The sequence below is a fragment of the Amycolatopsis sp. WAC 01416 genome (assembly GCF_003947485.1).
Taxonomy (GTDB): Bacteria; Actinomycetota; Actinomycetes; order Mycobacteriales; family Pseudonocardiaceae; genus Amycolatopsis.
Genome location: NZ_QHHX01000002.1, coordinates 872,095 through 898,218, shown reverse-complemented (window position 1 = coordinate 898,218; position 26,124 = coordinate 872,095). Strand labels below are relative to the sequence as shown.

The window sequence follows — 26,124 nt, the reverse complement described above, 5'->3', positions numbered from 1 at the left end:
AGGCGCGATCACATGGCGCGGTAGTCGCGGAGCTCGATCTTCGGCCCGAACCTGGGGCGGCGGAATCCGGCCGTCGACAGGTAGCGCACGGCACGCTGGCGCTGCGGCGAATACGGCGCCAGCACCTCGGACATCCCGACATCGTCGAGTTTCGTGCCGACGAGCGCGTGCCCGACCATCGACGGGATGTTGTAGTCGCCGAAGCTCACCGCGTCCGGGTCGCCCCAGGCGCGTTGCGCGATCTCCGCCGCGGTCCACACGCCGATGCCGGGCACCTTCCGCAGCCAGGCCCGGCCCTCGACACCCCTCAGCTCGACGGCCTTTTCCAGCCGGGACGCGACACGGGCCGCGGCGATCAGCGTCGTCCGCCGTTTCAGGTCCACCCCGGCGCGGTGCCATTTCCAGTCCACAATGGATCGGATGGCGACGGGTGTCGGCGGCACACGCAGCCGTGCGGGCCCCGGCCCCGGTGCCTGCTCGCCGAACCAGCGGCACAGCTCACCCCATGAGCGCAGCGCCTCCGTGCTGGTCACCTTCTGCTCCAGCACGGCGAGCACCAGGGCGTCCCACACCCGGCCGGTCGAGCCGAGCCGCAGTCCCGGGTTCCGTCGCCGCGCCGACGCGATGACGTCGTGATGCGCGACGAATTCGGAGTCGTCGTCATGCGCGCCCAGCATCGCCGGGACGCCGTGGAGCAGCCTGTCCGCGCCGGGCCCCCAGGCCTCCGCCTCGATCTCGCCGTCGGCGCGCCGCAGCAGCGCGAGCGTGCCCGCGCCGTCCTCGGTGTTGGCGGCCAGCCAGGTGACCCCGGCCTCGGTGCGGACGACGTTGGGCGACCGTGACCCACGGCTCAGCGGACCGAGGACCGTGTCCAGGTCCAGTTCGAAGCCGGGGCGGAACAGCACACGATGAAACTACCCGGCACTCGGCTAGGGTTAGCGGGCCACCTGAAACCGTAAGCCTATGGAGGACACCGACGATGACCGAGCGACCGGCGAAGGCCTCGATCGTCAGCGGGTACTTCAACCCGCTCCACCAGGGCCATCTCGACTTGTTCGAGGACGCGCAGGCACGGTCCGGCTACCTGATCGTCATCGTCAACAACGATCACCAGCAGGTCCTCAAGAAGGGCAGGGTGATCCAGACCGAGGACATCCGGGCCCGGATCGTCCGCGCGCTGCGCATCGTCGACGACGTGTACATCGCCGTCGAGCAGGGGCCGGGCATCAACGAGTCGTTCGACCTGATCCGCGCGGCGTACCCCGACACGGAGCTCGAGTTCTGCAACGGCGGCGACAGGCGCAGCGTCGACGAGCTGCCCGCCGACGAGATCGAGGCCGGAGCACGCAACAACATCGCGTTGCTCTACGGCATCGGCGGCACGGACAAGGCGGACTCCAGCACCCGGATCCTTTCGGACATGGAAGCCTGAGTTCCTCACGGCCTGCCAGGTGCCTGCCAACTTTTGTCGGACGACGTTCGCGGGTCTGCTGACGGCGGCCACTCCCAGGGCCTACCCTGGACATCACACAGTCGGCCCTGAACCCAGAGGGCCCCAGGTCAGTCGGGAGGCCTAGGGGAATGGACCCCCGTGCTCGGGCGGACGCCTTGCTCGCACGCGCAAGCGCGCGTGGAGCCTTCGTCGTGACACCGGACAACGCGACGTCTCCGATGGACTCCGCGAACACCCAGCAGATCCCCCGATCGGTGGTCGCCGAGATCGACCGATCATCGGACCCGGACACGACCACTCAGCTACCGGCTTCGCTGATCGCGGAGAACGACCACCCGCTCGCGGGACCCGAGCCGACGACGCGGCTGGATCTGCCGCCGGCGCGGGGCGAAGGTTCGACTCAGCCGCAGCCTTATCCTCGCCGTCCCGGCACGCAGCCGACCAGACCGCTGCCGCAGGCGACGACCCCGCTCACCCGGCGCCCGCCGGCCGCGCCGGTGCAGAGCCCGGTGATCGAGCGGCCGGAGCCGGAGACCGTCGAGAACGAGGTCGGCGGCCTGGTGCCGACGGTGAAGCAGAACCCTTCGGGACGGTCGAACCTCTCGCGCCGTCTGGACGGGATTTAGCCCTCGACACGTGCAATGAAAGGCCCCTTCATAGCAAAATTTGCTATGAAGGGGCCTTTCATTGCACGCGCGAGGACCGGCCTCAGGAAGCCCGGATCACCCGATCGATCTCCTTGATCGCCGCGCCCCCGCCATACGTGGCGTTCGACAGCATGGCGACGTCCAGCCCCTCGGCCGGATAGTGCCGCATGAGCGAGCAGACGCCGATGTTCCCGCCGTCCTTGTAGTAGTGCCGCACCGAGCCATCCGGCTCCAGGACGAATTCGAGGCCGAAGCCGTACCAGACACCGCTGTTGTGGAGCACCTGCGGCGTGAGGAACTCCTTCGTGCGCGCGGGGCTCAAGAGTCGTTCTTCGCGGATCGCGCGCAGAAGCCGGACGAGGTCGCCGACGGTGCAGTACACACCCCCGTCGGGTGACCCGATCGGCGGGTAACTGAAGATGTTCTGCTTCCAGCCGGTGATCCGCTCGCCGTCGAGGATCGGGTCCCAGCCTTCGGCGACCCTGGGCGCCGGATCACGCCGGTCGAAGAAACCCGAATCGGTCATCTCCGCGCGGTCGAGCACGGTCTCCCGGACGTGGTCGCGATACGGCCTTCCGGTGCACTCCTCGATCACCAGCCCGGCGAGGACGTACCCCGAATTGCAGTACCGGCAACCCTCGCCCGGCGCGAAATTCGGTGCCCTGTAGGCGAAATTGGGCAGATGGTCGCGTGTGTCCACCACCGAGTACACCGGTTTGTCGACCCACAGCGCCTCATAGCTCTCGCCTGCTTCCTCGTCGGCGTCGTCGGCGATCCCGGACGTGTGCGTGAGCAGGTGCCGCGTCGTCGCACCGGGCGCGATCGCCGTGCCGCCGAGGTCGACGATCTCGCCGATCGGGCGATCGAGGTCCAGCCGTCCCTCGTCGGCGAGGCGCAGTGCGGCGATCGCGGTAACGACCTTGGTGATCGACGCGGTGTCATAGCGGATGTCCGGCGCGTTCGGCACCGACCAGCGGCGGCTGGCCAGGCCGTATCCGCGTTCGAACAGTGTCTCGTCGCCGCGCCGGATCAGCACGACCCCGGAGAAGCGATCCTCCCCGGCGCGTTCCGTCAGCCAGGTGTCCAGTTCGGCGAAGTCCATGCACCGACGGTAACGACGGCGGGGAGCGGAGTCGCGCGAGTTCCGGTGGCCGGAACGGCTACTTCCGGCGCGTTTCGAGCTTGAGCCGCAGCGCGAGACCGGCCTTCACCGCGAGCATGACCGGCTTCCACGGGAGACCGCGGTGACGGTCCGCGAGGTAGCGGTACGCGCTTTCGTGGTGCACACGCAGCATCTTCTCCGAAGCCTGCGAAGTCGAATGCCCGCCGATGTGCATGACGCTCGACGAAGGGGCGTACACGTTCAGCCAGCCCGCGCGGGTCAGCCGGTCACCGAGGTCGACGTCCTCGAAGTACATGAAGTAGCGCGTGTCGAATCCGTCGACCGAGTCGAATGCCTCGCGGCGCAACAGCTGGCACGATCCGGAAAGCCAGCCCGCCGTGCGCTCGACCGGGGTGCCGGTCTCCTGCCGGTACTGCCGCGTCCATGGGTTGCCCGGCCAGATCTTGCCGAACGCCGCGTGCCCGATCCCGCGGCCGAACGACGGCAGCAGCCGGGCCGACGGGTAGACCGTGCCGTCGAGGTCGTGGATGAGCGGCCCGAACGCGCCACCGCGCGGCCAGCGCTCGGCCACTTCCAGCAGTGCGTCGAGCGAACCGGGTTCCCATTCGAGGTCCGGGTTCACCACGACGACCCAGCCGTAGCTGTCGTCGAGTTCCGCGACACCCCGGTTGGCGGCCGTGCCGTAGCCGACGTTCTCGCCGATGCTGAGCAGCTTGACGTTCTCCCGGCGGGCGGCCTTCTCCGGGGCGCCGTCCGTGGAGGCGTTGTCGGCGACGACGACCTGGACGTCCCGATCCGTCGCCTTCTCGAGCGTGTCGAGGAACTTCTCGAGGGTTTCGCCGGGGAAGTACGTCACGGTCACGACGGCGATCCCGTCGCCGTAGCTGGGGTGCTCAGTCACGGGGCCATTGTCCACCCGTCACCGAACGCGACCGCGCCGCACCCACCCCGAGGCGATAGCAAAGGTCCCTTGCTCCCCCGCTGCTCCGGAGCGCCGAATCCGGCGGACACGCTCCCAATGTGGCATTGGGGACACTCAGCGACCCCAATGCCACATTGGGAGCATCCGCACGGACGCGGGAGCGGCGGGAGCGGAGCGGGGAGGCTCAGCTCGCCCGCCGCTGCGCATGCCGGTGCCAAGCCTTCGCGTAGGCCTCCCGGTGCCGCTCCGCGGTCGTCGCCCACGAGAACTCCTTCGCCCGCCGAAGCGCGGCTTCGGCCAGCTCGGCCCGCCTCGCGGGAGCGTCGAGCAGCTCCGAGATGGCCGCGGCGACGTCTCCGGCGCCGACTCCGCAGTAGGCGACCGCGTCGCCGCCGACCTCCGGCAGCGAAAGCCGCCGGGTCGTGAGCACGGCCGCGCCGCACGCCATCGCCTCCAGCACCGGCAGCCCGAATCCCTCACCGAGGCTCGGGTACGCGACCAGATCGGAGCCGCCGAGGAAGCCGGCGAGCGTGTCGAACGGCAGGTATCCGGCCCGGATCACGCGCAACCGATGCGGCACAGCGTCGAGGGCGCGTTCGACCTGCGAATCCCAGCCCGGTTGTCCGGCGAGCACCAGCGCCGGCGGGTTCGGCCTGCCGATCACGGCGTGTGCGAAGCCGCGGATCAGCGCGGGCACGTTCTTGCGCGGTTCGAGCGCGCCGAGGAAGGCGACGTACGGCGTCTTCCCCAGTCCGACGGCCTGCCGCGCGGCCTCGATCTCGGCGGGTGAGGGTGGATGGAACCGATCCGGTTCGACGCCGTGGTGGATGATCTCCAGTTCCGAGGTGCGCACCTGGCCGACGCGCTCGAGTTCGGCCGCCGTCGCGATGCTCGGCACGACGCACAGCGTCGCGCGGCGAAGCGCCGTTGCGGTCCAGGCGCGGAAGAAGCGCGCCTTCACCGAAGAGTGCAGGACGGCGTCGGTGAAGAAGGTCGCGTCGTGCAGCGTCACCACCGAAGCGGCCGGGCTGGCCAGCGGCATCGTGTAGTGCGGCGAGTGGACGACGTCGACGGCGAGCCGCCGGACCAGCCGGGGCAGGGTCGCCTGCTCCCAGGTCAGCCGGGCCGTCCTGGTCGAAGTCGACGGCGAGGTCGGCACGATCCGCGCGCCGGGCGCCAGCCGGTCGTACAGCACCGCGTCCCGCGGCTGGCAGACGACGGTGATCCGCGCGCCGTCCTCGTCCAGCGCCGCGACCAGGGAATCCACGTAACGTCCGACGCCACCCCGGTCCGCGGGGACGGCGGTCGCGTCGATCAGCACGCGAGGGTCATCGGTCACCCTAGGAGGGTACGGCTGCTCACCGGCTCCGCGGTGGGGAACCGGGAAACTGATCGCGCTGGTGGAGGCCCCAAACGGCCGAAGCGGCGCGTTGCCAGGTGAACTCACTCGAACGGCTGAGACCACTGTCACGCAGCGCTGCCGCACGCTCCGGGTGGTCGAGTACGTCGCGAAGGGCATCCGCAAGCGCTTGCGCCTCGCCGACGGGGACGGTGACGCCCGCTCCCCCGGCCACCTCGACCAGGGCGGGGACGTCCGAATGCACCACCGGCACCCCGGCCGCCATCGCCTCGATCAGCGGCAGCCCGAAACCCTCCGCCCGGCTCGGCATCGCCAGCACCGACGCGCCCCGCAACGCGAACGCCAGTTCCGCGTCGCTCACCTTCCCCAGCAGCCGGACGTCCGCGCCGTGCTCGCGTGCCAGCGCCGCCGGATCGACCCCGCCCCAGCCTGGCTGACCGGCCAGCACCAGTGGCACCCCGACCCGGCCGGCGGCGTCGATCAGCACGTCGATGCCCTTGCGCGGCTCGATCGTCCCGATCGCGAGCACGTACCGCTCGGGCAGCGCGACCTCGGTGAACGCGGCGGGCGGCCGCACACCGTGCGGGATCACGTGCAGCGGAGCCGAAACCGGAACCAGCCCGGCGAGCTCGTCCGCAATCGCTTGCGTCGGCACGGTCAGCGCGGTCGCCCGCGCCGCCGCTCGCGCGATCATCGCCTTGTGCCACGCGACACCGCGCGGGGTCAGCGTCTCGGGATGCGTCCACGGCACGGTGTCGTGCACCGCGACCGACAGCGTCCGCCCCTTCGGCACGCGGGCGGGCGCGAGCGGCGTCGGCGCGTGGACCGCGTCGCCACCCGGCCACCACGGCAGGCCCAGCTGCCAAGCGGCGATCAGCGCCCGTGGCGGGATCGGCAGCTCACGCGGTCCGTCGACACTCTCGACGACCGCGGCCTCGATGTCGGCATGCCGTGCGACCACGCTCGACACCGTCCAGCCCGGCGGCGCGGTCTCGGCGAGCGCCCGCAGCAATTCGCCGGTGTAGCGGCCTGTCCCGCCGGGGACCGGCGCCAGCAGCTGCTCGGCGAGCACGACCAGTTCGGGCATGGTCTCTATTCTCTCTGGTATGCCCAGCACCACCGTCGTCGTGGTCACCTGGCGCGGCGCGGCGCACATCATCGCCTGCCTCGACGCCCTCGCCGCGCAGTCCCGCCCGCATCGCACCCTGGTCGTCGACAACGCCTCCGACGACGGCACGGCCGCCCTGCTCGCCGCCCATCCGTCGAAGCCCGAGGTGCTCCGGCTGCGGCGCAACACCGGTTACGCGGGCGCCATGGCCGCCGCACTGGACAAAGTGGACACCCCGCTGATGGCGTGGCTGAACGACGACGCCGCGGCGAGCCCGGACTGGCTCGCGACCTGCGAAGACACCCTCGCCAAGGCGCCGCTCGCCGCCGCCGTGAGCGCCCGCCTGACGCTGGCCGATGGGACCGTCCAGTCCACCGGCGTCCGCCTGACCGCCGACGGCCACGGCGCCGACCTGCCGGAACCCGCCGAAGAGGTCTTCGGTTTCTGCGGCGGCGCGGCCGTGCTGAACGTCGAGGCGCTCCGCTCCGTCGGCGGCGTCCCGGCGTCCTACTTCTGCTACTACGAGGACACCGACACCGCGTGGCGGCTCCGGCTGGCGGGCTGGGACGTAGTCGGCGCCGAAGCCGAGGTCACCCATCGGCATGGCGCGAGCACCCGACCGGGTTCGGTCCAGTTCCACCTGTGGAATGAACGCAACCGCCTGCTGACCCTCCTGCGGTGTGCTCCGCGTGAAGTCGCGCTCCGCCAGCTGCTGAAGTTCGCCGCCCTGACCGCGATACTCCCCCTTCGAGGGCTCCGTCACAACAAGAAGGCTGCGGCGCCGAACTTCCGTCCGAGCCTGCGGTGCCGGGTGCTGGGTGCCGTCGCCGCCCGCCTGCCGCGCACACTGCTCGAGCGGCGGGCCATCGGGCGGCGCGCGACACTCGGCCGAGGCGCGGTCTGGGACGCGTGGGCGGGCAATTAAGCTCTGACAGAAGACGGAGATGAAGGTTGAGTCCGAGAAGGGCCCTCACAGGAGCCCGCCCCGGCCGAAGGCCCCGCTTCGCGGTGGCAGGGCGCACCATCACCAGAGGTGGTGGGCAGGCGAACGAGCGCCCTGGCGACGCGAAGCGGTCGCGGGCTCTTCATTGACGCTGCCCCAATCGAGAGCAGGGAGTACGGCTTTGGCGCAGGGGGAAACGCAACCGGTCGTCTCGGTCATCGTGGTGAACTACCGGGGAGCCGCCGACACCGTTACCTGCCTGCGCGCACTCGCCGAACACGATTACCCGAACCTCGAAGTCATCTGCGTCGACAACGCCTCCGGCGGCTCCGACGTCGCCGAGATCAAGGCCGCCGCCCCGGGCGTCAAGCTCGTCGAGTCCCCGGTGAACTCCGGCTTCGCGGGCGGCTGCAACCTCGGCGCGGAGCACGCGACAGGCACCGTGCTCGCCTTCCTCAACAACGACGCCCGCCCTGCTCCCGGCTGGGTGGGCACGGCCGTCGCCGAACTGCGCGCGCAGCCGACGGTCGCCGCGGTGGCCAGCAAGGTCCTCGACTGGGACGGCACCGGCACCGACTTCGTCGACGCGGGCCTGACCTGGTTCGGCATGGGCTACAAACGCCACGCGGGCAGCCCGCTGGCCGATGTCCCCGCCGCCGAACACGAGATCGCCAAGGACGTCCTGTTCGCGACCGGTTCGGCGATGTTCGTCCGCGCCGGGGTGTTCGCCGAACTCGGCGGGTTCGACGAGCGGTTCTTCATGTTCTACGAAGACGTCGACCTCGGCTGGCGGCTGAACCTGCGCGGCTGGCGCGTGCGCTACGTGCCGGATTCGCTGACCTACCACAAGCACCACGCCACTATGTCCACAGTGGACGCTCCGGCCTCCGGCCGCGAGACGTTCCTGCTGGAACGCAACGCCTTGGCCGCGCTGTACAAGAACCTCTCCGACGAGACACTCTCGCGCGCGCTGCCCGCGGCGCTGGCACTGGCCGTCCGCCGGGCGACCGCTCGCGGAGACCTCGACGCCACCCAGCTCGATCTCGCCAAGGGCGTCGGCCCGGCCGAAACCGGTCCGGTCGAAGTGCCGAGGACGACGTTGGCCGGCGTGCTGGCGATCGACCAGTTCGTCGAGCTGCTGCCGTCGCTGGCCGAGTCGCGCGCCGTCGAACAGGCCGCCCGCGTCCGCACAGACGCCGATCTGCTTCCCTTGCTGCGCAAGGCGTTGGAGCCCGCATATCCGCTGCCGCGCTATCTCGCCGCGCACGACATCCTGGTCGAGACGTTCGGCATCGACCCGCTCTTCGGGCAGCGTCGCAAGATCGCGGTGATCACCGGTGACGCGATCACCGAACGGATGGCGGGCCCGGCGATCCGCGCCTGGAACATCTCCGCGACCCTGGCCGCCGAACACGACGTCCATCTGGTGACGGTCAATCCACTCGCCGATCCGCCGCCCGCGCCGTTCCGGGTCAGCGCGGCGACCCGGCGCGAGCTGGAGGCTCCGATCGCGTGGGCGGACATCATCGTCCTGCAGGGCCACGTGCTGGAACTCGCGCCCTCGCTCAAGAAGCAGTACGCGCACAAGATCGTGGTCGCGGATCTGTACGACCCGATGCACCTCGAACTGCTCGAACAGGGCAAGGGCGTTCCCGACGACAAACGCGCGCTCGACCTCATCGGGGTCACCAAGGTCCTCGACGCGCAGCTGGAACGCGGAGACTTCTTCCTCTGTGCCTCGGAGCGTCAGCGGCACTTCTGGCTGGGGCATCTCGCGGCGATGGGCAGGCTCTCGCCGCGGCTGTACGACGCGGACCCGACCACCCAGTCGCTGCTCTCCATCGTCCCGTTCGGCCTCTCGCCCAACGCGCCGGTCCGCACCGGCCCCGGCCTCCGGTCCACTTTGGACGGCATCGGCGAGACCGATCACGTCGTGCTGTGGGCGGGCGGGGTCTACAGCTGGTTCGACCCGCTCACGCTGGTACGGGCGATCGAGCAGCTGCGGCAGCGCCGCGGTGACGTCCGCCTGGTGTTCCTCGGGATGAAGCATCCCAACCCCGAGGTCACCGAGATGGACATCGGCGCGCGCACGATGCTGCTTTCCGACTCGCTCGGGCTCACCGGCAAGCACGTGTTCTTCAACCAGCAGTGGGTGCCGTACGAGGAGCGCCAGAACTGGCTGCTCGACGCGAACTGCGGCGTCACCACGCACTACGAGCACGTCGAGACGACGTTCGCCTTCCGCACCCGCGTGTTGGACTACCTGTGGGCCGGGCTGCCGATCGTCACCACCGACGGTGACTCGTTCGCGGACCTGGTCCGCGAGGAACGGCTCGGCGTCGTCGTCCCCGCCGAGGACGTGGACGCGCTGGCCGACGCGCTGGAAAAGGCGTTGTACGACGAAGAATTCGCCGCGGGCTGCGTCGAGCGGATGGCCGCGGTCGCTCAGCGTTACGCCTGGCCGGAAGCCCTGAAGCCGTTGGTGGAGTTCTGCCGGAACCCGCGGCCCGCCGCGGACCGGCTGCCCGGCTCGGAGGACCTCGTGGTCACCGCACCGGTGCGGGGCAAGGAAATGCTGCGCCGCGACGTCGACCTGATCCGCGAATACCTCGCCGACGGCGGCCCGAAGGAACTCGTGCGGCGCGTCGGCGGCCGCGTGGTCAAGGTCGCCAAGCAAAGGCTCGGCCGTGGCTGACCGCCCCTTGCGCGTCCTGCTCGACGGGACCCCGCTTCTCGGTGCCAGGACGGGTATCGGCCGGTACACGGTCGCACTGTCCGAAGAGCTCGCGTCGATGTCCGAAGTGGACACTCGCGCGGTCGCGTTCACGCTGCGCGGCTGGCGGCGGCTGCGGCACGTGCTCCCGCACGGTGTCCGGGCCCGGGGCATGCCGGTGGCGGCGCGGTTGCTGCGGAAGGCGTGGCTGCGTTCGCAACTGCCGCCGGTGGAACTGTTCGCCGGACCGACTGATGTCGTGCACGGCACCAACTTCGTGTTGCCCGGCCGGTTCCGTGCGGCGGGTGTGGTGACCATCCACGACCTGGCCTTTTTGGACGCTCCCGAGGAACTCGCGCCGAGCGATCACGAACTGCCGCGCCTGGTCCGGCGCGGCGCCCGGCTCGCCGACGCGATCTGCACGCCCACCAACGCCGTCGCCGACCAGGTCGCCGAACGGCTCGACGTGGACCGCGGCAAGATCATCGTCACCCCGCTCGGCGTGAACCCGGCCTGGTTCACCGCGCGCCCGCCGGACAAGGAACGCCGCAAGGAACTCGGCCTTCCTGACAAGTACCTGCTCTTCGCCGGCGCCCCCGGACCCCGCAAGGGCCTGCACTGGCTCCGGCAGGCGCACGAGGCGGCGCCGGATCTGCCGGAACTGGTGTTCGTCGGCCCCGGCTCGTTCGCGGTGGGCTCACGTTCGCGACACGTGGGCTACCTGTCCGACGTGAACCTCCGCCGGGTCGTCGCCGGGGCCAGCGCGCTGGTGCTGCCGTCGCGCGACGAGGGTTTCGGGCTCCCGGTGCTGGAAGCGATGGCGTCGGACGTGCCCGTGGTGTGCACGGACATCCCGGCGCTGCGCGAGGTCGCGGGGAACTGCGCGAGCCTGGTCCCCTACGAGGACGTCGACGGGCTCGTGGAGGCGCTGCGGATCGCCGTCAGCGACCCGCACGCCGTCGCCACTTCGGCCGCGCGCCGCGCCCACGTCGCGAACTTCACCTGGCGCGCCTGCGCCGAACTCACCGTCGCCGCGTACCGCCAGGCCAGCACGAAACACTGACCACAACAGCCCCACGCGTCACTCCAGAGCGAAGCAAGGGACCTTTAGTATCGCTAGCTTTCCTAGCGCCGCTAGCGACCTGGTCCCGTGTTGCGCCCCCAATCACGTGAGTTCGCCTCCTGATCACGCGAGTTCGCTCCTCAATCACACGAGTTCGCCGCCCAATCACGCGTGGTCGACGTGCGGGAAAGGCGAACTCGCGTGACCAGACGGCGAACTCGCGTGATTGAAGACGCAACTCGCGTGATTGGGCGGCGAACTCACGTGACCAGAGGCGAAGCGGCGCCAGGCGGCGAAGCGGCCTCAAGAAGCGAAGTAGGCCTTAAGCGCGTCAGACCAGCCCCGAAGCGGCGTGAGACCTGCCTCGCGCCACGAAGCGTTCGACAGCACGCCGTACGCCGGACGCGCCGCGGGACGCGGGAATTCCGCCGTCGTGCAGGGCTTCACCCGCGCCGGGTCCGCGCCGAGTTCCGCGAAGATCGCGCGCGCGAACCCGCACCACGTCGTCGACCCGCCACCCGTGCAGTGCAGCACCCGTCGCGCAGGCCCGTCGCCGGCGGCAACGCGACCGGCCAGTTCCAGCAGCCCGGCGGCGAGATCGCGGGACCAGGTCGGCGAACCGGTCTGATCGTCCACTACGGACAGTTCATCGCGTTCCTTTTCCAGGCGCGCCATGGTCTTCACGAAGTTCGCTCCGGTCTTGCCATACACCCACGACGTCCGCACGATCCAGGACCGGGCGCCCGACCCGAGAAGCGCGTCCTCCCCCGCCGCCTTCGTCCGGCCGTAGGCGTTGAGCGGCCCCAGCAGATCATCGGTCTCGTACGGCGAAGTCGCGTCACCGGCGAACACGTAGTCCGTGGACACGTGGATGAGCGGCACTCCGCGCGACGAGCACGCCGCGGCGAGCACCCGGGGGCCGTCGGCGTTCACCGCGAACGCCCGCGCCTCATCGGTCTCCGCGGCGTCCACCGCGGTGTAGGCGGCCGCGTTGATCACCACCGGCGTCTTCCCCGCGGCCCGCGCCCGGCCCGCCAGTTCGGTCACCGCGGCGACGACCTGCCCGGTGTCGCACACGTTCAACTCCGACGACGACGGCGTCGAGGCGTCGATGGAGTCCACAGCCAGCGCCGCGATGTCCTGCCCCAGCTGGCCGGATCCGCCCGGTACGAGAATGCTCAGCACGTCGTCACTCTCCCGCACGGTTCTTCAGCGGCTCCCACCACGCCCGGTTTCCGCTGTACCACGCGACCGTGTCGGCCAGACCGTCCTCAAAGGACTTCCGCGGCGCGTACCCGAGCTCCCGCGAGATCTTGGTGATGTCGACGGAGTACCGGCGATCGTGCCCCTTGCGGTCCTCGACCGGCTCGACGCTCTCCCAGTCGGCGCCGACCGCGGTCAGCAGCCGCTCGGTCAGCTCGCGGTTCGTCAGTTCCGTGCCACCACCGATGTTGTAGACCTCGCCCGGCCTGCCGCCGTCGGCGACGAGCTGGATGCCGCGGCAGTGATCGTCCACGTGCAGCCAGTCACGCACGTTGAGCCCGTCGCCGTAGAGCGGGACCTTCTTGCCGTCGAGCAGGTTGGTCACGAAGAGCGGGATGACCTTCTCAGGGAACTGGTACGGACCGTAGTTGTTCGAGCACCTCGTGACACAGACAGGCAATCCGTGCGTACGGAAGAAGGAACGGGCCAGCAGATCGGAGGACGCCTTCGACGCCGAGTACGGCGAATTCGGCTCCAGCGCGTGGTCTTCGTCCCAGGATCCTTCGTCGATCGAGCCGTACACCTCGTCGGTGGACACGTGGACGAACTTCCCGACCTCGGCCTCGAGCGCGGCCTGCAGCAGGGTCTGCGTGCCGAGCACGTTGGTCAGCACGAAGTCGGCCGCGCCGGCGATCGAACGGTCCACATGGGACTCGGCGGCGAAGTGGACGACCAGGTCGATACCCCGCATCAGCTCGCTTACCAGGGCGGCGTCGCAGATGTCGCCCTTTTCGAACCGGTAGCGCGGGTTCTCGCGCACTGGCTCCAGGTTCGCTTCGTTGCCCGCGTAGGTCAGCTTGTCGAGCACGATCAGCTCGGCGTCGGCCAGGCTCGGGTACGCCCCTGTCAGCACCTGCCGGACGTAATGCGAACCGATGAACCCGGCACCCCCGGTGACCAGCACTCGCATGCCGCGATCCTCCCTTTACGACTTCCCTGACCGGCCGAGTGTGTCACGACCGGGGCAACCTTTCACCAGCCTACGGACGTCTAACACAGGGGTCAGTAGAGTTGTCGGCGAGGCACGCAGGTGCCCTGGGGAAGATTCGTGGAGGACCGCACGTGACCGAGTGGCCCGGGCCACCCATTCCGGCGCGCCGTGGCGGCGGTGTCGTGGTGTTCGCCCGCCGTGGGGTGAAGGTCGTGTTCAGCCTGGTCTCGATCACGATCCTGGCGCTGACCTGGTGGGGCTGGCAGTTCATCGGCGACCCGTCGAAGGGCTTCGCGACCACGAACATCTTCGAGGACAACGGCCACCCGCCCGCGAAGCCGCTGGACGGCGCGATCGACATCCTGCTCGTCGGCCAGGACAGCCGCACCGACGCGCAGGGAAACCCGCTGCCGCGCGAGGTCCTCGACATGCTGCACGCCGGTGTTTCCGAGGGCGAACGCCAGACCGACACGATGATCCTGGTGCACATCCCCCAGAACGGTAAGAAGGCGGTCGCGATCTCCTTCCCCCGCGACTCGTGGGTCGAGATCACCGGCGGTTTCGGCAAGCACAAGCTCAACAGCGCGTACGTGTACGCCTACAACGACACGTCGAAGACGCTGCAGCAGCAGGGCAACTCCGATCTCAAGGACGTCGACGCCAAGGCCAAGGACGCCGGCCGCAAGAACCTGATCGCGACGCTGGAGAAGTTCATCGGCAAGCCGAAGATGATCGACCGGTACGCCGAGGTGAACCTGTCGAGCTTCTACGAGATCACCAAGGCGATCGGCGGCGTCGAGGTCTGCCTCAACAACGCGGTCAAGGAGAAGAAGTCCGGCGTGGACCTGCCCGCCGGGAAGTCGACCGTCGAAGGCGTCCAGGCGCTCGCGTTCGTCCGCCAACGCTACGACCTGCAGAACGGCGACCTCGACCGGATCGCGCGGCAGCAGGCCTTCCTGTCGGGGCTGGCGAACAAGGTGCTCTCGTCCGACGTCCTGATCAACCCGGCGAAGATCGCGGACCTGATCGAAGCGGTGAAGAAGTCGGTCGTGCTGTCGGCCGGCTGGGATCTGCCGGAGTTCGCCGCTCAGATGCGTGGGCTGACCAGCGGAAACGTCGAGTTCCACACGATCCCGACGCAGGGCGACGCGACCATCGGCGGCGCCGCCGTGCTCCGGGTGGACCCGGCGCAGGTGCAGGCCGAAATCAGTCGCCTCACCGCCGACGGCGAGACGGCACCCACCTCGGCCCAGCCCACCCTGCCGGGCGCGGAAGCGGTGACCGTCGAACTCTTCGACGGATCCGGCTCCCCCACGTTGGCCACCGAGACCCGGAATCTCTTGCAGGGCAAGGGTTTCAAACTCGCACCCGACACCAAGCTCAGCACCCGCAATTCGACGGTCATCCGGCACGCGCCGGGCGACGAAGCCGCGCTGGCCCTGATCAAGCAGGTCTTCGGCACCGCGGTGCAGGCCGAAGCGGACCGTGACGTCGCGCCCGGCAAGGTGCGGGTGCTGCTCGGCAAGGACTTCAAGGGTGCGACCACGACCACCGCCCCGTCGAAGACGTCGACTCCCTCGAAGCCGGCTCAGCCGCCCTCCAGCGCTCCGCCGGCGCCCACCACGACGCCGATCGTCGCGGGCAATGTGCCCTGCGTCAATTAATGTCCGGGTACTGAGCGTGGCCGACCTCACGGTGGCCTAGCCTTCTCCTACGATCGGACAAGCGGCAGCGCCAGGGGAGGTGAACAGGGATGGGCGACGAGGACAAGGGTGTCAACGAACGTTCTGAGCAGTTGGACGACGAAGAGCCGAAGTCCGAAGAGGACACCAAATCGGACACCGAGAGTGACGAGAAGCCCCGGTTCATCCCGACGCCGTACCCCCGGAATCCGCCGCTCCCCCAGCCGTCCGCCCCGGCCGAAGACGAAGACGGACCGGCCTCGGGTGTGCTCGCCGTACCCGAGCGCCCGCTGCGCCGCGCCGGCCGGATCACCCGCCGGATCGCGCTCGGCCTCGTATCGCTGCTCGCCCTCGGCACGACGGGTTACGCGTACGTCACCAAGGACCAGTTGCAGAACAACGTCCCCACGACGAACGCGCTGAGCAAGGCCGACGATCCCGCCGCACCGCCCGCCGACGACGGCGCGAACGACATCCTTCTCGTCGGCAGCGACGCGCGGACCGACGCGCAGGGCAATCCGCTGCCGCTCAGGGTGCTCAAGGAACTGCGTACCGAGGAGAAGCCGGGCGTCAACACCGACACCATCATCATCCTGCGCATCCCGAAGAACGGCGGGAAGCCGTCCGGTGTCTCGATCCCGCGCGACACCTGGACCGACATCCCCGGCCGTGGTCTCGGCAAGATCAACTCGGCGTATGGCTCCGCGAAGGCCGACTACGCGAACGCGCACCGCGGCGAAGGCGATCAGGCGAAACTCGAACGCGATTCCGATCAGGAAGGCCGCAAGGCACTGGTCCAGACCGTTCAGGATCTGACGAAGATCCGCATCGACCACTACGCCGAGGTCAACCTGCTCGGGTTCTACCTGCTGACCGAGGCGCTGGGCGGCGTCAAGGTCTGCCTGAACCACTCGACCGAGGACAAGGACTCCGGCGCGGACTTCCGGCGCGGCGAACAGACCGTGTCGGGCGGCGAGGCACTTTCGTTCGTGCGACAGCGGAAGAACCTGCCGCGCGGCGATCTCGACCGCATCGTGCGACAGCAGACGTTCCTGTCCTCGGCGCTGAACCAGGTGCTCTCGGCCGGCACGCTGACCAGCCCGTCGACGATGGCGGGCCTGATGGACGTCGTGCGCCGGTCGATCGTCCTGGACGAAGGGCTGGACCTGCTGGAGTTCGCGCAGCAGGCGAAGGGGATCGCGTCCGGCGACCTGACGTTCACGACCATCCCGGTGGTGAACATCAACGGTCGCAGCGCGGACGGTCAGAGCATCGTCGAGATCGATCCCGCCGCCGTGCGGACCTTCGTATCCGGCCTGGTGGGCCGGGGCGGTGGTGGCGGGGCCCCCGGTGCCGCTCCGCTGCTCGCCGCGTCGAGTGTTCCCTGCGTGAACTAGCGTTGGGGGCGTGAGCCTCACCGAACTGCTGCTGCGACCCCTGCTCGGGTCGCCCGCGAAACCGCTGATCACACACTACGACGACAAGCAGGGCAGCCGGGTCGAGCTGTCCGTGGCGACCACGGTGAACTGGGCCGCCAAAACGGCGAACTGGCTGGTCGACGAGTTCGACGTCGAGCCGGGAGACGAGGTCGCCGTCGTGCTGCCGTCGCACTGGCAGACCGCCGGTGTCCTGCTGGGCGCCTGGTGGTGCGGCGCCAGGGTGGTGACGGAGACCGCGGGCGCGCGGGTGGCGTTCGTCGCGCCGGGCGGCGAATCCGACGCGGCCGCGACGGCCGTCGTCTCGCTGCACCCGATGGGCCTCGGGCTGCCCGCCGGTTCCGTACCCGACGGGGCGGTGGACTACGTGACCGAAGCCAGGCTTTCGGGTGACCAGTTCAGCCCGCTGTTCCCCGTACCCGGCGACACTCCCGCACTGGGTTCGTCCACTGTGGACGAAGTTCTCGCCGAAGCTCGTTCCCGCGCTTCGGCGGCGGGTTTGTCCGCGGCGGACCGCGTTCTGTCCACTGTGGAATGGATTGGCGAGGAAGGGATTCTGTCGGGATTCCTGACGCCGCTCGCGGCCGGCGCACATCTGGTCCAGGTCACCGACGCGGATCCGGCCAAACTCGCTGCCCGGCGCGAAGCCGAGCGGACGACCGCGGATCTCCCCTCCTGACGCGCTATGAAAGGACCTTTCCTTGCAAAATTTGCAAGGAAAGGTCCTTTCATAGCAACCGGGTCAGGCGTCCTGGAGCTGCTTCGCCTCACGCTTGCGTCCGAAGAGCACGTGGTCGAGCGACAGCTTGCCGGCGTTGAAGCCGAGCGCCAGCCCGGCGACCGCCAGAACGAGGACGAGTTCGTAACCGCCCTGGCCGGTGAGGCCGTTGTCGAGGTGCACCGAGAGCAGGGCGCCGACGGAGACCACGACGAAGCCGAGGCCCACCAGCGGCGTCAGGAAACCGACGATGAACAAGATCGCGCCCACGATCTCCACCGCGATCGCGAAGATCGCCGCGAGCGTCGGCAGCGGGATTCCGGTCTGCTCGAAGAACTTCGCGGTGCCGTCGATCCCGTTTTCCCACTTCTGCAGGCCGTGTGCGAGGAAGACCACACCGACACCGATCCGGCCGAGCAGGAGGGCGACATCCTTGAAACGAGCGAACATCGGGTATCAGCTTTCTGGTCGGTGAATATTCAACTTACCCGGATCACGGTAGGGCACCGGGTGCCTCGGATGGCACCTCCGGAGCGTGATCGACAGGTACCCGACAGGAAGCGGACCCGGTCGGCGGCATGTCCTCTGTGGAAGGCCGCGGATGTTATCTCCCCCGGACGGCAGAATCCCCTCCGTGGTGGACGAACGGCTGACCGGCCTGTGGTCGGACGAGATCCTGCATCCGGGCAGCGTCGAAACCGTCGACTTGGTGTTCCGCCGCGACGGCATCGGATGGCTCTACTGGGCGAGCTGGAGCACCGAGTTCACGGTGTCCCGCTTCACTTGGTCGACGCCGGGCGAACTGGTCTTGAAGTTTCATCGCACCCTCGGGGGCACGTGGTCGATCGACAACGATGTCACACGGCACGACGTCGAGGCCGACGCGAAGGAAGCGTCGGTGTTCGAGACCGGCTACGCGATCGTGCCCGGCGAGGACCCGTACGGCACCCCGGTGACCCTGCTCTCGCTGGACCGCCCGATGACCGAGCACCTGGCGGGCTCGCGGTTCGCGTGGGTCGAGAAACCGGAATCGCTCAGCGATCCGTCCGCCGATGCTCCGCGGCCAGACCCGTCCAGCCCCCGCTGACGGCCAACACCTCGAGCACTCGCTCGGCCTGCTCGGCGAATCCGGCCAGATCGGCGTGCAGCAACGCGATCCGCTCGGCGTCGAGCGGGACCTCGTCGTCGGCCCACAGCTCGATCACCGTGCTCACGGTCCACACGAGGAACTGGATGATCCGGATGAACTCCTCCGACGGCTCGTCGACGGCCTCGCGGTAGCCCGTCTCGATGTCGTCGCAGGCCGCGACCAGCTCACGCAGCGGCTTGACGACGTCGGCCGCCGTCCCGTCCCACGCGGCCGACGGCCACGTGCGATCCCCGAGTTCGAGCCACAACCGCCAGCCGGCGATCAGCTCGGCCTCGTCGTGCGGTGTCCACGACACCGGAGCGAACCAGAACATCCTTCGAGAGTGACACCGTGCGGCCATGATCGCCGTACTTCCGTGAAGCATCTCACCGAGGGTTAATCGATCGCCTGTGCCAAGGCGCGTCTCTAACCTGACGCCGTGCCCGCCACGAATCCGCCCTGGTCGGGCGATGACGAGAAGTACAACCGCGCCTGCCATGCGCGCTGGCGCGAACGCCTCAATGGAGGAGCGCCCGGGGAGCCTTACCTCCGACGACTGGCACGGCGAGCAATGCGGCGGATGCGTGTTTTGGGTCGCCTTGCACGGCCGGCTCGGCCAGGACTACGGCGCCTGCACCAACGCTCACTCGATCTTCGACGGAATGGTTCGATTCGAGCACGACGGCTGCGCCGCTTTCGCCGGCCGCGGCGACGACTCATTCGGCTGATCCATCGCGCAGGCGTAGGTACATGAAGGCCCCCTTCCTGTAGATCAACTCAACCCTTGAGCAGGGCGCGCGCCATGACCATGCGCTGGATCTGGTTGGTGCCTTCGTAGATCTGGGTGATCTCTCGGCCGGTTTCGGCCGCGCTGGCGATCTTGCCTGAGAACGGCCTCTGAGCTGCAGAAACGTCTCTCGACAGTTCTCGGTGGATCTTGGCCCTACCCGGCGTCTGACGGCCTGTAGACGGCCTGGCGAAACCCTGCCCACACCTCTCCCTTCATCCCGATACGAAGCCAGCACGCGGCCGGTGGCATCGGGTCAAGGCACGCTTTCCAGCCTTGGCGCGGTGTTACCGGCCGTTGTCACGATCAGGCGTCGGGGTGGGGGGAATCGACGACTGCGCGTAACAGGTGGCGATGCATCGTCGACCGGTATTCATTGAGGAGGGCCGACGTTGACTATCGGGACATGTGCGCCGCTGCTGGGTGGCGCTACGCAAGGTGACCCGCTGGCGGCCGCGTCGCCCGGCCGGTGGGCGGAGCGGAGCGGCAGCCCACCGTCTCGGGAACGGCGCGGTCGCCCAGGCGACGGGCTACCTACGCGCCCGGCGCGCCGCCCGGCGGCGCGCCCTTGATCCCATAGAGCCAAGTTCGGCAAGTCGCGTCCGATCGCCCAACTTGAGAGACAACCGTTGGAGGCTATTCAGTGGCAACGCCGCAGGACGACCAGGCAGTAACCCAAGTCTTCGTAAGTTATGCACATGACGACGATGCGGTATTGGACTTCGTAGAAAAGTTTGCCAATGATCTTAAGTACTACGCCTTCGCTGATCACGGACGAGAAATTAAGGTTTTCGTCGACAACCAATCCATCATCTGGGGCGAAGAATGGCGTGCGAAAATCTACGACAGCGTCAAGGGTGCTTCCGCGTTCGTGCCTCTTGTAACAATGAGGTACCTCGCAAGTCCAATGTGCCGCGAAGAGCTTCAGCTCTTTGTCGAGTCGGCGCAAAATTTGGGCGTCAAGGAGCTATTTCTTCCGATTGTTATACTTGGAAACAAGATGATCTCTGAGGATAGCGACAACCTAGCCACCCGCCACGTGGCCAGTCGTCAGTACATTAAACTAAAAGACGCCGTCCTGGATGGAACAACTTCTTCTACGTGGCGAAAGGCGTTAGTTGAGATCGCCAGCAGGCTAGTAGACGGCATTGAACGCGCCGAGGAGCACCTGACACAAGACGCGGAACAGCTCGCCGACGAATCAACTCCAACGAGGACAGGAAGTCCAGACACCAGGCCAGATGACGCACCAGGCTTACTAGAGGTCTACGAAATCGCCGTAGAGAACGTCAACAAGTTCGGACCACTCTTGGCCTCGTTCTCCGCAATCTTGGTCGAATTCAAAGAAAAAGCAGACAAACTTCAAAGGCAGGCTCCAAAAGCAGGTGGCAACATTGACCAGCGAGCACTTCTTCGCTTTGCCAATGATTTTTCACCCAGGGCAGTTGAAGCCGAATCGCTAGCTAACGAACTGGAACTAAGTGCGACTCAAGCAGACCAGAGTCTCCGCGAAGTTCACCGCATGTTATCCCAATATGGTAGCGATCAACAAAAAGAGGAATTTAGCGCAGACGTCAACGGCGCGGTCGAAGCGATGACAATAATCGCAGAGGCGCAGCGCGGGGCAGACGAAGCCTTGAAGCAATCGAGGTCGATTGAAACTCTAAACGTTCCCGTGCGCGCCGCCCTGAAGCCACTGAGAAACGGGTTGAACTCTACAAGTGCAGCTCTAAGGACAATGCTTTCATGGAGAGAACTGGCAGATTTCATGTAATCCAAGAAGAATGAGCAGCTGACTTCGTCTGCCGCTCTCTCCGCTAGTTGGCCCAGAATTGCATATGTCTTGTCGGCGCGACATGAGCGCTCCCACTGTCCTGTACTCGAACCTGCGACCAATCGCGCCTCGCTGTTAGCCTGGCAGTATGCGTGGTGCGGGTGATCAGCTCAGCATCGGGGAGCGTATTGCCTTCTACCGGCGGCGGCGTGGTCTGTCGCAGGCGGTTCTTGCTGACTTGGTGGGCCGTACTGAGGACTGGCTGAGCAAGATCGAGCGTGGTGAACGTGAGATCCGGCGCCTGGATGTGCTGGCTGACGTGGCGCGGGGTCTGCGGGTGACGCTGGGAGATCTCCTCGGCGAACCCGTGCTCATGGAGGACGAGGACAAGAACGACGACGTCCCGGCCATCCGTGACGCCCTGATGGCACCGCGGCGCCTGTCCCGCACCCTGTTCTCCTCGGCCATGTCGCCGGAGCCTGGTCGCGAAGGATGATGAGGCGTTGTCGGCGCTGCTGACGGCGGAGCAGAAGGCGCCGGGGATCGTCCGGCACAGTACAGCGGTGCGGGAGGTCGTGCGGTCGATGTATCGCCGTGCTCCGGCGACGGCTGGTAAGAAGTCCTCGCCCTTGTTGGCGTTGGCTGAGCGCTGCGGCGCGGTGAGGTAGGTCGAGTTTGGCGTCGCGTGTTCTGGGCCTGGTGGGCTCGGGTGCTGGTGGTGTTGAGGACCTTCTTCCGCGCGTCATCCGGCCCCTCCAAGAGGACGGCTGGACGGTCGCGGTGACCTTGACCCCGACGGCGGGGCGCTGGCTGGACGAGAACGGCGGCCGCGCCGAGATCGAGGAGGCCACCGGGTTCCCGGTCCGGGTCGAGCCGCGCTCGCCGGCCGAAACCAGCCTGCATCCGGCCCCGGACTGCTACCTGGTCGCCCCGGCTTCGGCGAACATGGTCGCCAAACTCGCGATGGGCATCGCCGACAATCAAGCACTTACGCAGGTCAACGAGGCCATCGGCACGCTCAACCTGCCGGTCGTGGTCTTCCCGCGCGTGAACGCCGCGCGCGCTCGTCACCCGTCCTGGGACACCCACATCGACGCGCTGCGGCGTGCTGGTGTGCATCTCGTGTACGGCGACGATGTGTGGCCGCTGCATGAACCGCGGAGCGCCCCGGACCGAGAACTGCCCTGGTCGGCAATACTTTCCGCGGTGAACGGAGCAGTACCCCTGCCGCGTTAGCTGATAGAATCCGAGCTACGACACGGACTGCGGTCGGTGCGAGGCTAGAAAACCCGCATCCGACCAGCCAGTCCGTCGCAAGAAAGATGGAAGGCAGGCGACTCCTTCAGCACACGGCTATCTAATATCTAAGGCACGATGAAAAGCGCGGTGCACAAAGTAGAAGCGAGTCGTCTGAATATTACTTCTCTGATCTATAAACAGTGGATCATCTGAATAGAACACAGCGCGCCGCATGTCACTTCTAGAACAGCCTATCAGGCCAACCGTAAAGATGACCTTCAGAAGAGGTTGATAGAGCTCGAACCACTGTGTCTCAGGGCCAGAATTCCACATTACATCAGTTACATCTGTCATCCATCGAATGCCTGTAAATTTGGGCTCCGAGAGGAGAAGCATCGCCGAGTCGAGACGTTCCTGAAGATCCTGCCTGGACATTGCAATAGGGCATTCTCGAAACTTCTCGAAGACCTGATCAATGCCAGGATAGGTTTGCTTCCACTCATCTCGTAGAGCGAGAAGCCTTTTTGACGAGTACGACTGCTCCGCAAAAGATATGTCTGACCAACTAAGACGATCGCTTCCCACACCCAGCGCCAGACACTCGTTCACGAAGGAAATCGCATCGCGCGGCCTCAGCAGAGTCCTGTCCAACATATAGTCCAACGGATTGCCGCGCGCCTTATTTGGATTAGGAAGAAGAGCAGATACTGAGTCTACTTCTAAACCTACCTTCGGAGCGGAAGCCTTTACTCGCTCGTCGAGCATCTCCGCCAAGTCTGCCTTCGTCCACTTCATCAGCAGGACAAGTGCACGGAACTTCTCCTCCTGACCACCTCCTCGACGGCCGAACTGAAGCTCTTGAAAGATGTTGGTGCGCAGGGCCACAAGAACCTTGAGGTGCCGCACGCGCTTAAGGTCAATCACAGTACGAAACAGGCAGCGAATAAGATCATTGGCGATTCTTTCGTCGACCCAGTCTCGATCCAGGTCGTCGATTACGACGTAAGTAAAATGCTGGGGCCGGTTTAGCACCTCGTCATCCAAAACATTAATCATCTTGTTAAGCCTGGCCAATTGAGTATCATTCACAATACGCTGAAAACGATCTACCCTCTCTTCAGTAAACTCACTTGAAGTCTCAAAGCCTTCTTTGCCGCCGACTTTTACGCTGGCGACGCTACCAATTTTCGCTTCGGCAGCCGCTTCCGCATCGATTCTTTCGGTGAACTTCTGCGTAATTTCCCTAACCCGTTGATCCGCTTCCTCCCAGAAACGCCCCTCATACTCATCAAGATAATCGAGTGCGGCTCGCTTTGCTTGGTCACGCCGAACCTTATCGCGAATCTCAGCCAAAAAGCTTTGCTTCGCGGCTTGCGAATTTACTTTGTAGCGGTGTCGAATGATTTCGACCAACAGCACATGCTTCCAGAGAGTAGTCCAGAAATTATCTAGATTGATTTCAAGCGAATCTAAGTACCTAATTGCTTGAAGATTGGTAATATAGGGCAGCGATAGGTCTTCAGGGCTGATTCGAATTACATGGTCCGGGTTCAGTTCCTCAAGCCGCTTTAACGCGGCAGACTTCCCAGAGCCAGTCCTTCCTACCACAAAGCAACGCTTGTCTTCGCGCGAAGATATTACGGCAAAGTCATCCGATTCGTAAAACGCATTGTCAAGGAGAGCATCCGCTTCGGCTTGCTCGCCTCCTAAAGTAAACGTGCTTCGGAGGCGTTGGCGCTTTGCTCCCACGTTTGGTCTCCTCTCATGTGACGCACAACTCAGGGCATCTCTTTGACCTTAGGTCGTGAACACACCCTGGGTTGTTACCAGCGTCGGCGGATCTCCAAAACGACGTGTTCACTACGCCGTTTGCAGGAACGCCACCCGCAAGGCGCATGTCTGCCCTCCTCCAGCCGCGTGGTTGAAATCAAACACAGGAGTGACTGCCAAGCATCCTCGTTGCGCGGCTCCCAGCTACGTGGGTCCCGCTGCCCGACAGGCGACCGCAAATGCCCCCGCTAGTACCTACCCGGACAGTTTGTCCGGGGTGAGGCTCCTCACTGGGTGTCTCCTGTGTCCAGCGCGCCCAATCGGGCTCGCCGAGACCGAGACATCGGGAGAGCACACATGGGCATTCACGTGGTGATTCAGCCCCTCGTCGGCTACGGCGCGGCGGTGGTTTCACCCTCTCCTGGCGTTCGTCAGCTCGTCGCCGGAAGCGAAGAGACCTCCTTCATCGTCCAGGTGCCCGCCCGTATCGGCGGCCTGATGGACACCGCACGGTTCGCGCAGAGTCTCGCGACCGCTGCCAGCGAGTTCAGCGAGTGGTGCGAAACCCAGCACCGCACGCGCTCGCATTCCTCCTCCTTCCATGACCAGTGGTCCGACGCTGCCGATGACGCCGTCACGCGCAAGAACGACTGATCAGACGCACCTAGGAGCAAAAATGGCTATCTACAAGGGTTTCCGGTTCCCCATCGACTTCGACGAGGCGCTCGGACAGGGCTTGGTCATGGTCGGCGAGGTATCGCCCGACAACGAATACCAGTCCCGGGAGGACCGGGCTGCGGGGCGTCCGGCTCGGCAGCGGGTCGACGAGGTGACGGGCAAGCGTCAGTGGAAGGTCACCGTGACCGACCCGGACGAGGTCAAGGCGAAGCGGGCGTCGTTCGAGATCACGTTGCTGGCGGATGTGCAGCCGGTGCCGACGACGTCGGAGGTGCTGCCGGGTATGCGGCCGATCGAGCTGGAGGGCCTGACGGCTGAGCCGAAGGTGGCCGGTCAGGGCGAGTTCAAGTACCAGTCCTACATGTTCCGCGCGACCGGCTTCAAGGCTGCGGCTTCGGGTGGGGCGTCGAAGTCGTCGCGGACCTCGGGCGCTGCCGAGTCGACACCCAAGGCTGCGTGATGCCGGGCGGGGTGCCGGGGAGCCACCGTGTGGCCGTGGTTCCTCCGCACCTGGTCCAGGCGTGGGAGATGGCCTACCGCCACTACAGCGCACTAACGGCCAGGACGACATCCGGCGCTGATGCGTTGGCGGCTCATGACCTGGCCGTCGCCTCGGTGGCGGTGGCGGCGTCCTGGCGGGACCTGGCCGCCCATGGCCAGTTGCCGTGGTGGGTTCTCGCGGCCGTGACGGCTGCGGCAGAAGGTTTCGAGGAGAACGCGCGGTCGTGGGAGATGCGCGCCTACAGCGAGGAAGGGCAGGTCCGTGGCGTTCAACGCGATGTGGAAGCCGGGGCCGCAAGCGGTCGCGGGAATGCAGGGCAATGGTTCGGCGAACCCGGCCTTGGTGATCTACCTGGATCCGGACGGCCTGGCGATCCTGCCGCCGTCCGACCCCGGCCGTGTGGCCGGAGTTCATCCGGCTCCTTCGCCAAATCCGCGACAGCGCGGACGAACTGGCCGTCTTCCTCGACAAGCACAAGGCGGTGCGCGATGACGACCCCGGGCCGGAATGAGCCACAGACATTGGCGGACGCGCACCTGGTCGCCTCGGCTCATCGTCCGAAGCCGGGATCGAATTTGACGACCTGGCTGAAGTTCCATCAGGCCAACGCGCGCATGTACCGGGCCGTGTCCGATGTGGACCGCGCGCACCACCACGAACTCCGCTACTGGGTGGGCTACGAGGAACGCAAGGCGGAGGAGGTGGCCGCGAAGATCCAAGAAGGGAAGTCGCAAGCCAGCTGAAAACTGAATGACAGAGCGAAAACGCACGTGGGGACGTGCGGCGAACAAACTCGTCGGGCGGCCTGGCACCTATGACAACCTGGAGGCCGCATGATCGAGGTGCCAGACCGGCCGAACATCAAACGGGCGAAGTTAGCGCT

Annotated in this window: 25 protein-coding genes and 1 pseudogene; 16 read left to right on the top strand and 10 right to left on the bottom strand. The window is 66.7% G+C overall.

Going from position 1 to position 26,124, the window contains the following annotated elements:
* Nucleotides 1-8: 8 nt before the first annotated feature.
* Complete coding sequence (locus DL990_RS08730; protein WP_125780813.1) at nucleotides 9-905, bottom strand: DNA-3-methyladenine glycosylase; 897 nt, start codon at nucleotides 903-905, stop codon at nucleotides 9-11.
* 74 nt (nucleotides 906-979) lie between these two features.
* Here DL990_RS08730 and DL990_RS08725 point away from each other — a divergent pair, with 74 nt between their 5' ends.
* Nucleotides 980-1,432, top strand: coding sequence for an adenylyltransferase/cytidyltransferase family protein (locus DL990_RS08725; RefSeq protein ID WP_125780810.1), 453 nt, complete (start codon nucleotides 980-982; stop codon nucleotides 1,430-1,432).
* Between the two features lie 212 nt (nucleotides 1,433-1,644).
* Nucleotides 1,645-2,079 (top strand): hypothetical protein, encoded by a 435-nt coding sequence (locus DL990_RS08720; RefSeq protein WP_125798334.1) that lies wholly within the window; start codon nucleotides 1,645-1,647, stop codon nucleotides 2,077-2,079.
* An 82-nt stretch (nucleotides 2,080-2,161) separates the two neighbouring features.
* Here the strand turns inward: DL990_RS08720 and DL990_RS08715 are convergent, their stop codons facing one another.
* The 4 genes from DL990_RS08715 to DL990_RS08700 form a co-directional block, all read right to left on the bottom strand.
* A complete protein-coding gene (locus DL990_RS08715; RefSeq protein WP_125798333.1) occupies nucleotides 2,162-3,202 on the bottom strand; it encodes a serine hydrolase in 1,041 nt (346 codons plus the stop codon).
* A 58-nt stretch (nucleotides 3,203-3,260) separates the two neighbouring features.
* Nucleotides 3,261-4,124, bottom strand: a complete 864-nt coding sequence (locus tag DL990_RS08710) for a glycosyltransferase family 2 protein (protein WP_199746265.1) — start codon at nucleotides 4,122-4,124, stop codon at nucleotides 3,261-3,263.
* 205 nt (nucleotides 4,125-4,329) lie between these two features.
* Nucleotides 4,330-5,466 (bottom strand): glycosyltransferase family 1 protein, encoded by a 1,137-nt coding sequence (locus DL990_RS08705; RefSeq protein ID WP_125798483.1) that lies wholly within the window; start codon nucleotides 5,464-5,466, stop codon nucleotides 4,330-4,332.
* Between the two features lie 37 nt (nucleotides 5,467-5,503).
* Nucleotides 5,504-6,592, bottom strand: coding sequence for a glycosyltransferase family 1 protein (locus DL990_RS08700; RefSeq protein WP_125798332.1), 1,089 nt, complete (start codon nucleotides 6,590-6,592; stop codon nucleotides 5,504-5,506).
* A 19-nt stretch (nucleotides 6,593-6,611) separates the two neighbouring features.
* Between DL990_RS08700 and DL990_RS08695 the strand changes: the two genes are divergently transcribed.
* The 3 genes from DL990_RS08695 to DL990_RS08685 all read left to right on the top strand — a co-directional run bounded on the left by DL990_RS08695 (nucleotide 6,612) and on the right by DL990_RS08685 (nucleotide 11,332).
* A complete protein-coding gene (locus DL990_RS08695; protein WP_125798331.1) occupies nucleotides 6,612-7,538 on the top strand; it encodes a glycosyltransferase family 2 protein in 927 nt (308 codons plus the stop codon).
* A 199-nt stretch (nucleotides 7,539-7,737) separates the two neighbouring features.
* The gene (locus DL990_RS08690) at nucleotides 7,738-10,251 is read left to right on the top strand and encodes a glycosyltransferase (RefSeq protein WP_125798330.1); all 2,514 of its coding nucleotides are present in this window, start codon (nucleotides 7,738-7,740) and stop codon (nucleotides 10,249-10,251) included.
* Entirely contained in the window at nucleotides 10,244-11,332 is a 1,089-nt protein-coding gene (locus tag DL990_RS08685; RefSeq protein WP_125789925.1) for a glycosyltransferase family 1 protein, read from the top strand. Before DL990_RS08690 ends, DL990_RS08685 begins: the two co-directional genes overlap by 8 nt.
* A 303-nt stretch (nucleotides 11,333-11,635) precedes the next feature.
* Here the strand turns inward: DL990_RS08685 and rfbD are convergent, their stop codons facing one another.
* Both rfbD and rfbB read right to left on the bottom strand, forming a co-directional pair.
* Entirely contained in the window at nucleotides 11,636-12,517 is an 882-nt protein-coding gene (rfbD, locus tag DL990_RS08680) for a dTDP-4-dehydrorhamnose reductase (protein WP_125798329.1), read from the bottom strand.
* 4 nt (nucleotides 12,518-12,521) lie between these two features.
* Nucleotides 12,522-13,505 (bottom strand): dTDP-glucose 4,6-dehydratase, encoded by a 984-nt coding sequence (rfbB, locus tag DL990_RS08675; protein ID WP_125789924.1) that lies wholly within the window; start codon nucleotides 13,503-13,505, stop codon nucleotides 12,522-12,524.
* 152 nt (nucleotides 13,506-13,657) lie between these two features.
* Between rfbB and DL990_RS08670 the strand changes: the two genes are divergently transcribed.
* From DL990_RS08670 to DL990_RS08660, 3 genes are all read left to right on the top strand, one after another.
* The gene (locus tag DL990_RS08670; protein ID WP_125789923.1) at nucleotides 13,658-15,190 is read left to right on the top strand and encodes an LCP family protein; all 1,533 of its coding nucleotides are present in this window, start codon (nucleotides 13,658-13,660) and stop codon (nucleotides 15,188-15,190) included.
* An 89-nt stretch (nucleotides 15,191-15,279) separates the two neighbouring features.
* Nucleotides 15,280-16,605, top strand: coding sequence for an LCP family protein (locus tag DL990_RS08665; RefSeq protein ID WP_199746264.1), 1,326 nt, complete (start codon nucleotides 15,280-15,282; stop codon nucleotides 16,603-16,605).
* 10 nt (nucleotides 16,606-16,615) lie between these two features.
* Nucleotides 16,616-17,323, top strand: coding sequence for a TIGR03089 family protein (locus DL990_RS08660; protein WP_125798328.1), 708 nt, complete (start codon nucleotides 16,616-16,618; stop codon nucleotides 17,321-17,323).
* A gap of 63 nt (nucleotides 17,324-17,386) precedes the next feature.
* Here DL990_RS08660 and DL990_RS08655 read toward each other — a convergent pair whose 3' ends face one another.
* Nucleotides 17,387-17,812: a DoxX family protein gene (locus DL990_RS08655; RefSeq protein WP_125789921.1), complete on the bottom strand. Its 426-nt coding sequence runs from the start codon at nucleotides 17,810-17,812 to the stop codon at nucleotides 17,387-17,389.
* 184 nt (nucleotides 17,813-17,996) lie between these two features.
* Between DL990_RS08655 and DL990_RS08650 the strand changes: the two genes are divergently transcribed.
* A complete protein-coding gene (locus DL990_RS08650; RefSeq protein ID WP_125798327.1) occupies nucleotides 17,997-18,449 on the top strand; it encodes a hypothetical protein in 453 nt (150 codons plus the stop codon).
* Here the strand turns inward: DL990_RS08650 and DL990_RS08645 are convergent.
* Entirely contained in the window at nucleotides 18,397-18,825 is a 429-nt protein-coding gene (locus tag DL990_RS08645; RefSeq protein ID WP_125789919.1) for a hypothetical protein, read from the bottom strand. The two genes, DL990_RS08650 and DL990_RS08645, sit on opposite strands and share 53 nt — an antisense overlap.
* A 136-nt stretch (nucleotides 18,826-18,961) precedes the next feature.
* Here DL990_RS08645 and DL990_RS08640 point away from each other — a divergent pair, with 136 nt between their 5' ends.
* From DL990_RS08640 to DL990_RS08625, 4 genes and pseudogenes are all read left to right on the top strand, one after another.
* A complete protein-coding gene (locus DL990_RS08640) occupies nucleotides 18,962-19,219 on the top strand; it encodes a DUF3027 domain-containing protein (protein WP_199746263.1) in 258 nt (85 codons plus the stop codon).
* 702 nt (nucleotides 19,220-19,921) lie between these two features.
* Nucleotides 19,922-21,052: a toll/interleukin-1 receptor domain-containing protein gene (locus tag DL990_RS08635; protein ID WP_125798326.1), complete on the top strand. Its 1,131-nt coding sequence runs from the start codon at nucleotides 19,922-19,924 to the stop codon at nucleotides 21,050-21,052.
* Nucleotides 21,053-21,200: 148 nt separating this feature from the next.
* A pseudogene (locus DL990_RS08630) lies at nucleotides 21,201-21,530 on the top strand (helix-turn-helix domain-containing protein); the annotation flags it as partial.
* Between the two features lie 197 nt (nucleotides 21,531-21,727).
* Nucleotides 21,728-22,288 (top strand): flavoprotein, encoded by a 561-nt coding sequence (locus tag DL990_RS08625; RefSeq protein WP_125798325.1) that lies wholly within the window; start codon nucleotides 21,728-21,730, stop codon nucleotides 22,286-22,288.
* Nucleotides 22,289-22,405: 117 nt separating this feature from the next.
* Here DL990_RS08625 and DL990_RS08620 read toward each other — a convergent pair whose 3' ends face one another.
* Entirely contained in the window at nucleotides 22,406-24,040 is a 1,635-nt protein-coding gene (locus tag DL990_RS08620; protein WP_125798324.1) for a P-loop ATPase, Sll1717 family, read from the bottom strand.
* Between the two features lie 378 nt (nucleotides 24,041-24,418).
* On the opposite strand from DL990_RS08620, the gene DL990_RS08615 reads away from it, so the two are divergent.
* From DL990_RS08615 to DL990_RS42375, 3 genes are read left to right on the top strand one after another with little or no spacing between them, the layout of a single operon-like run.
* Entirely contained in the window at nucleotides 24,419-24,715 is a 297-nt protein-coding gene (locus tag DL990_RS08615; protein ID WP_125798323.1) for a hypothetical protein, read from the top strand.
* A gap of 22 nt (nucleotides 24,716-24,737) precedes the next feature.
* Nucleotides 24,738-25,199 carry a hypothetical protein gene (locus DL990_RS08610; RefSeq protein WP_125798322.1) on the top strand — a complete coding sequence of 154 codons (462 nt, stop codon included), beginning with the start codon at nucleotides 24,738-24,740 and terminating at the stop codon, nucleotides 25,197-25,199.
* On the top strand, nucleotides 25,199-25,984 hold the full coding sequence (locus DL990_RS42375) for an AMED_5909 family protein (RefSeq protein WP_370451273.1): 786 nt from the start codon (nucleotides 25,199-25,201) through the stop codon (nucleotides 25,982-25,984). The genes DL990_RS08610 and DL990_RS42375 overlap by 1 nt, the downstream gene beginning before the upstream one ends.
* Nucleotides 25,985-26,124 lie beyond the last annotated feature (140 nt).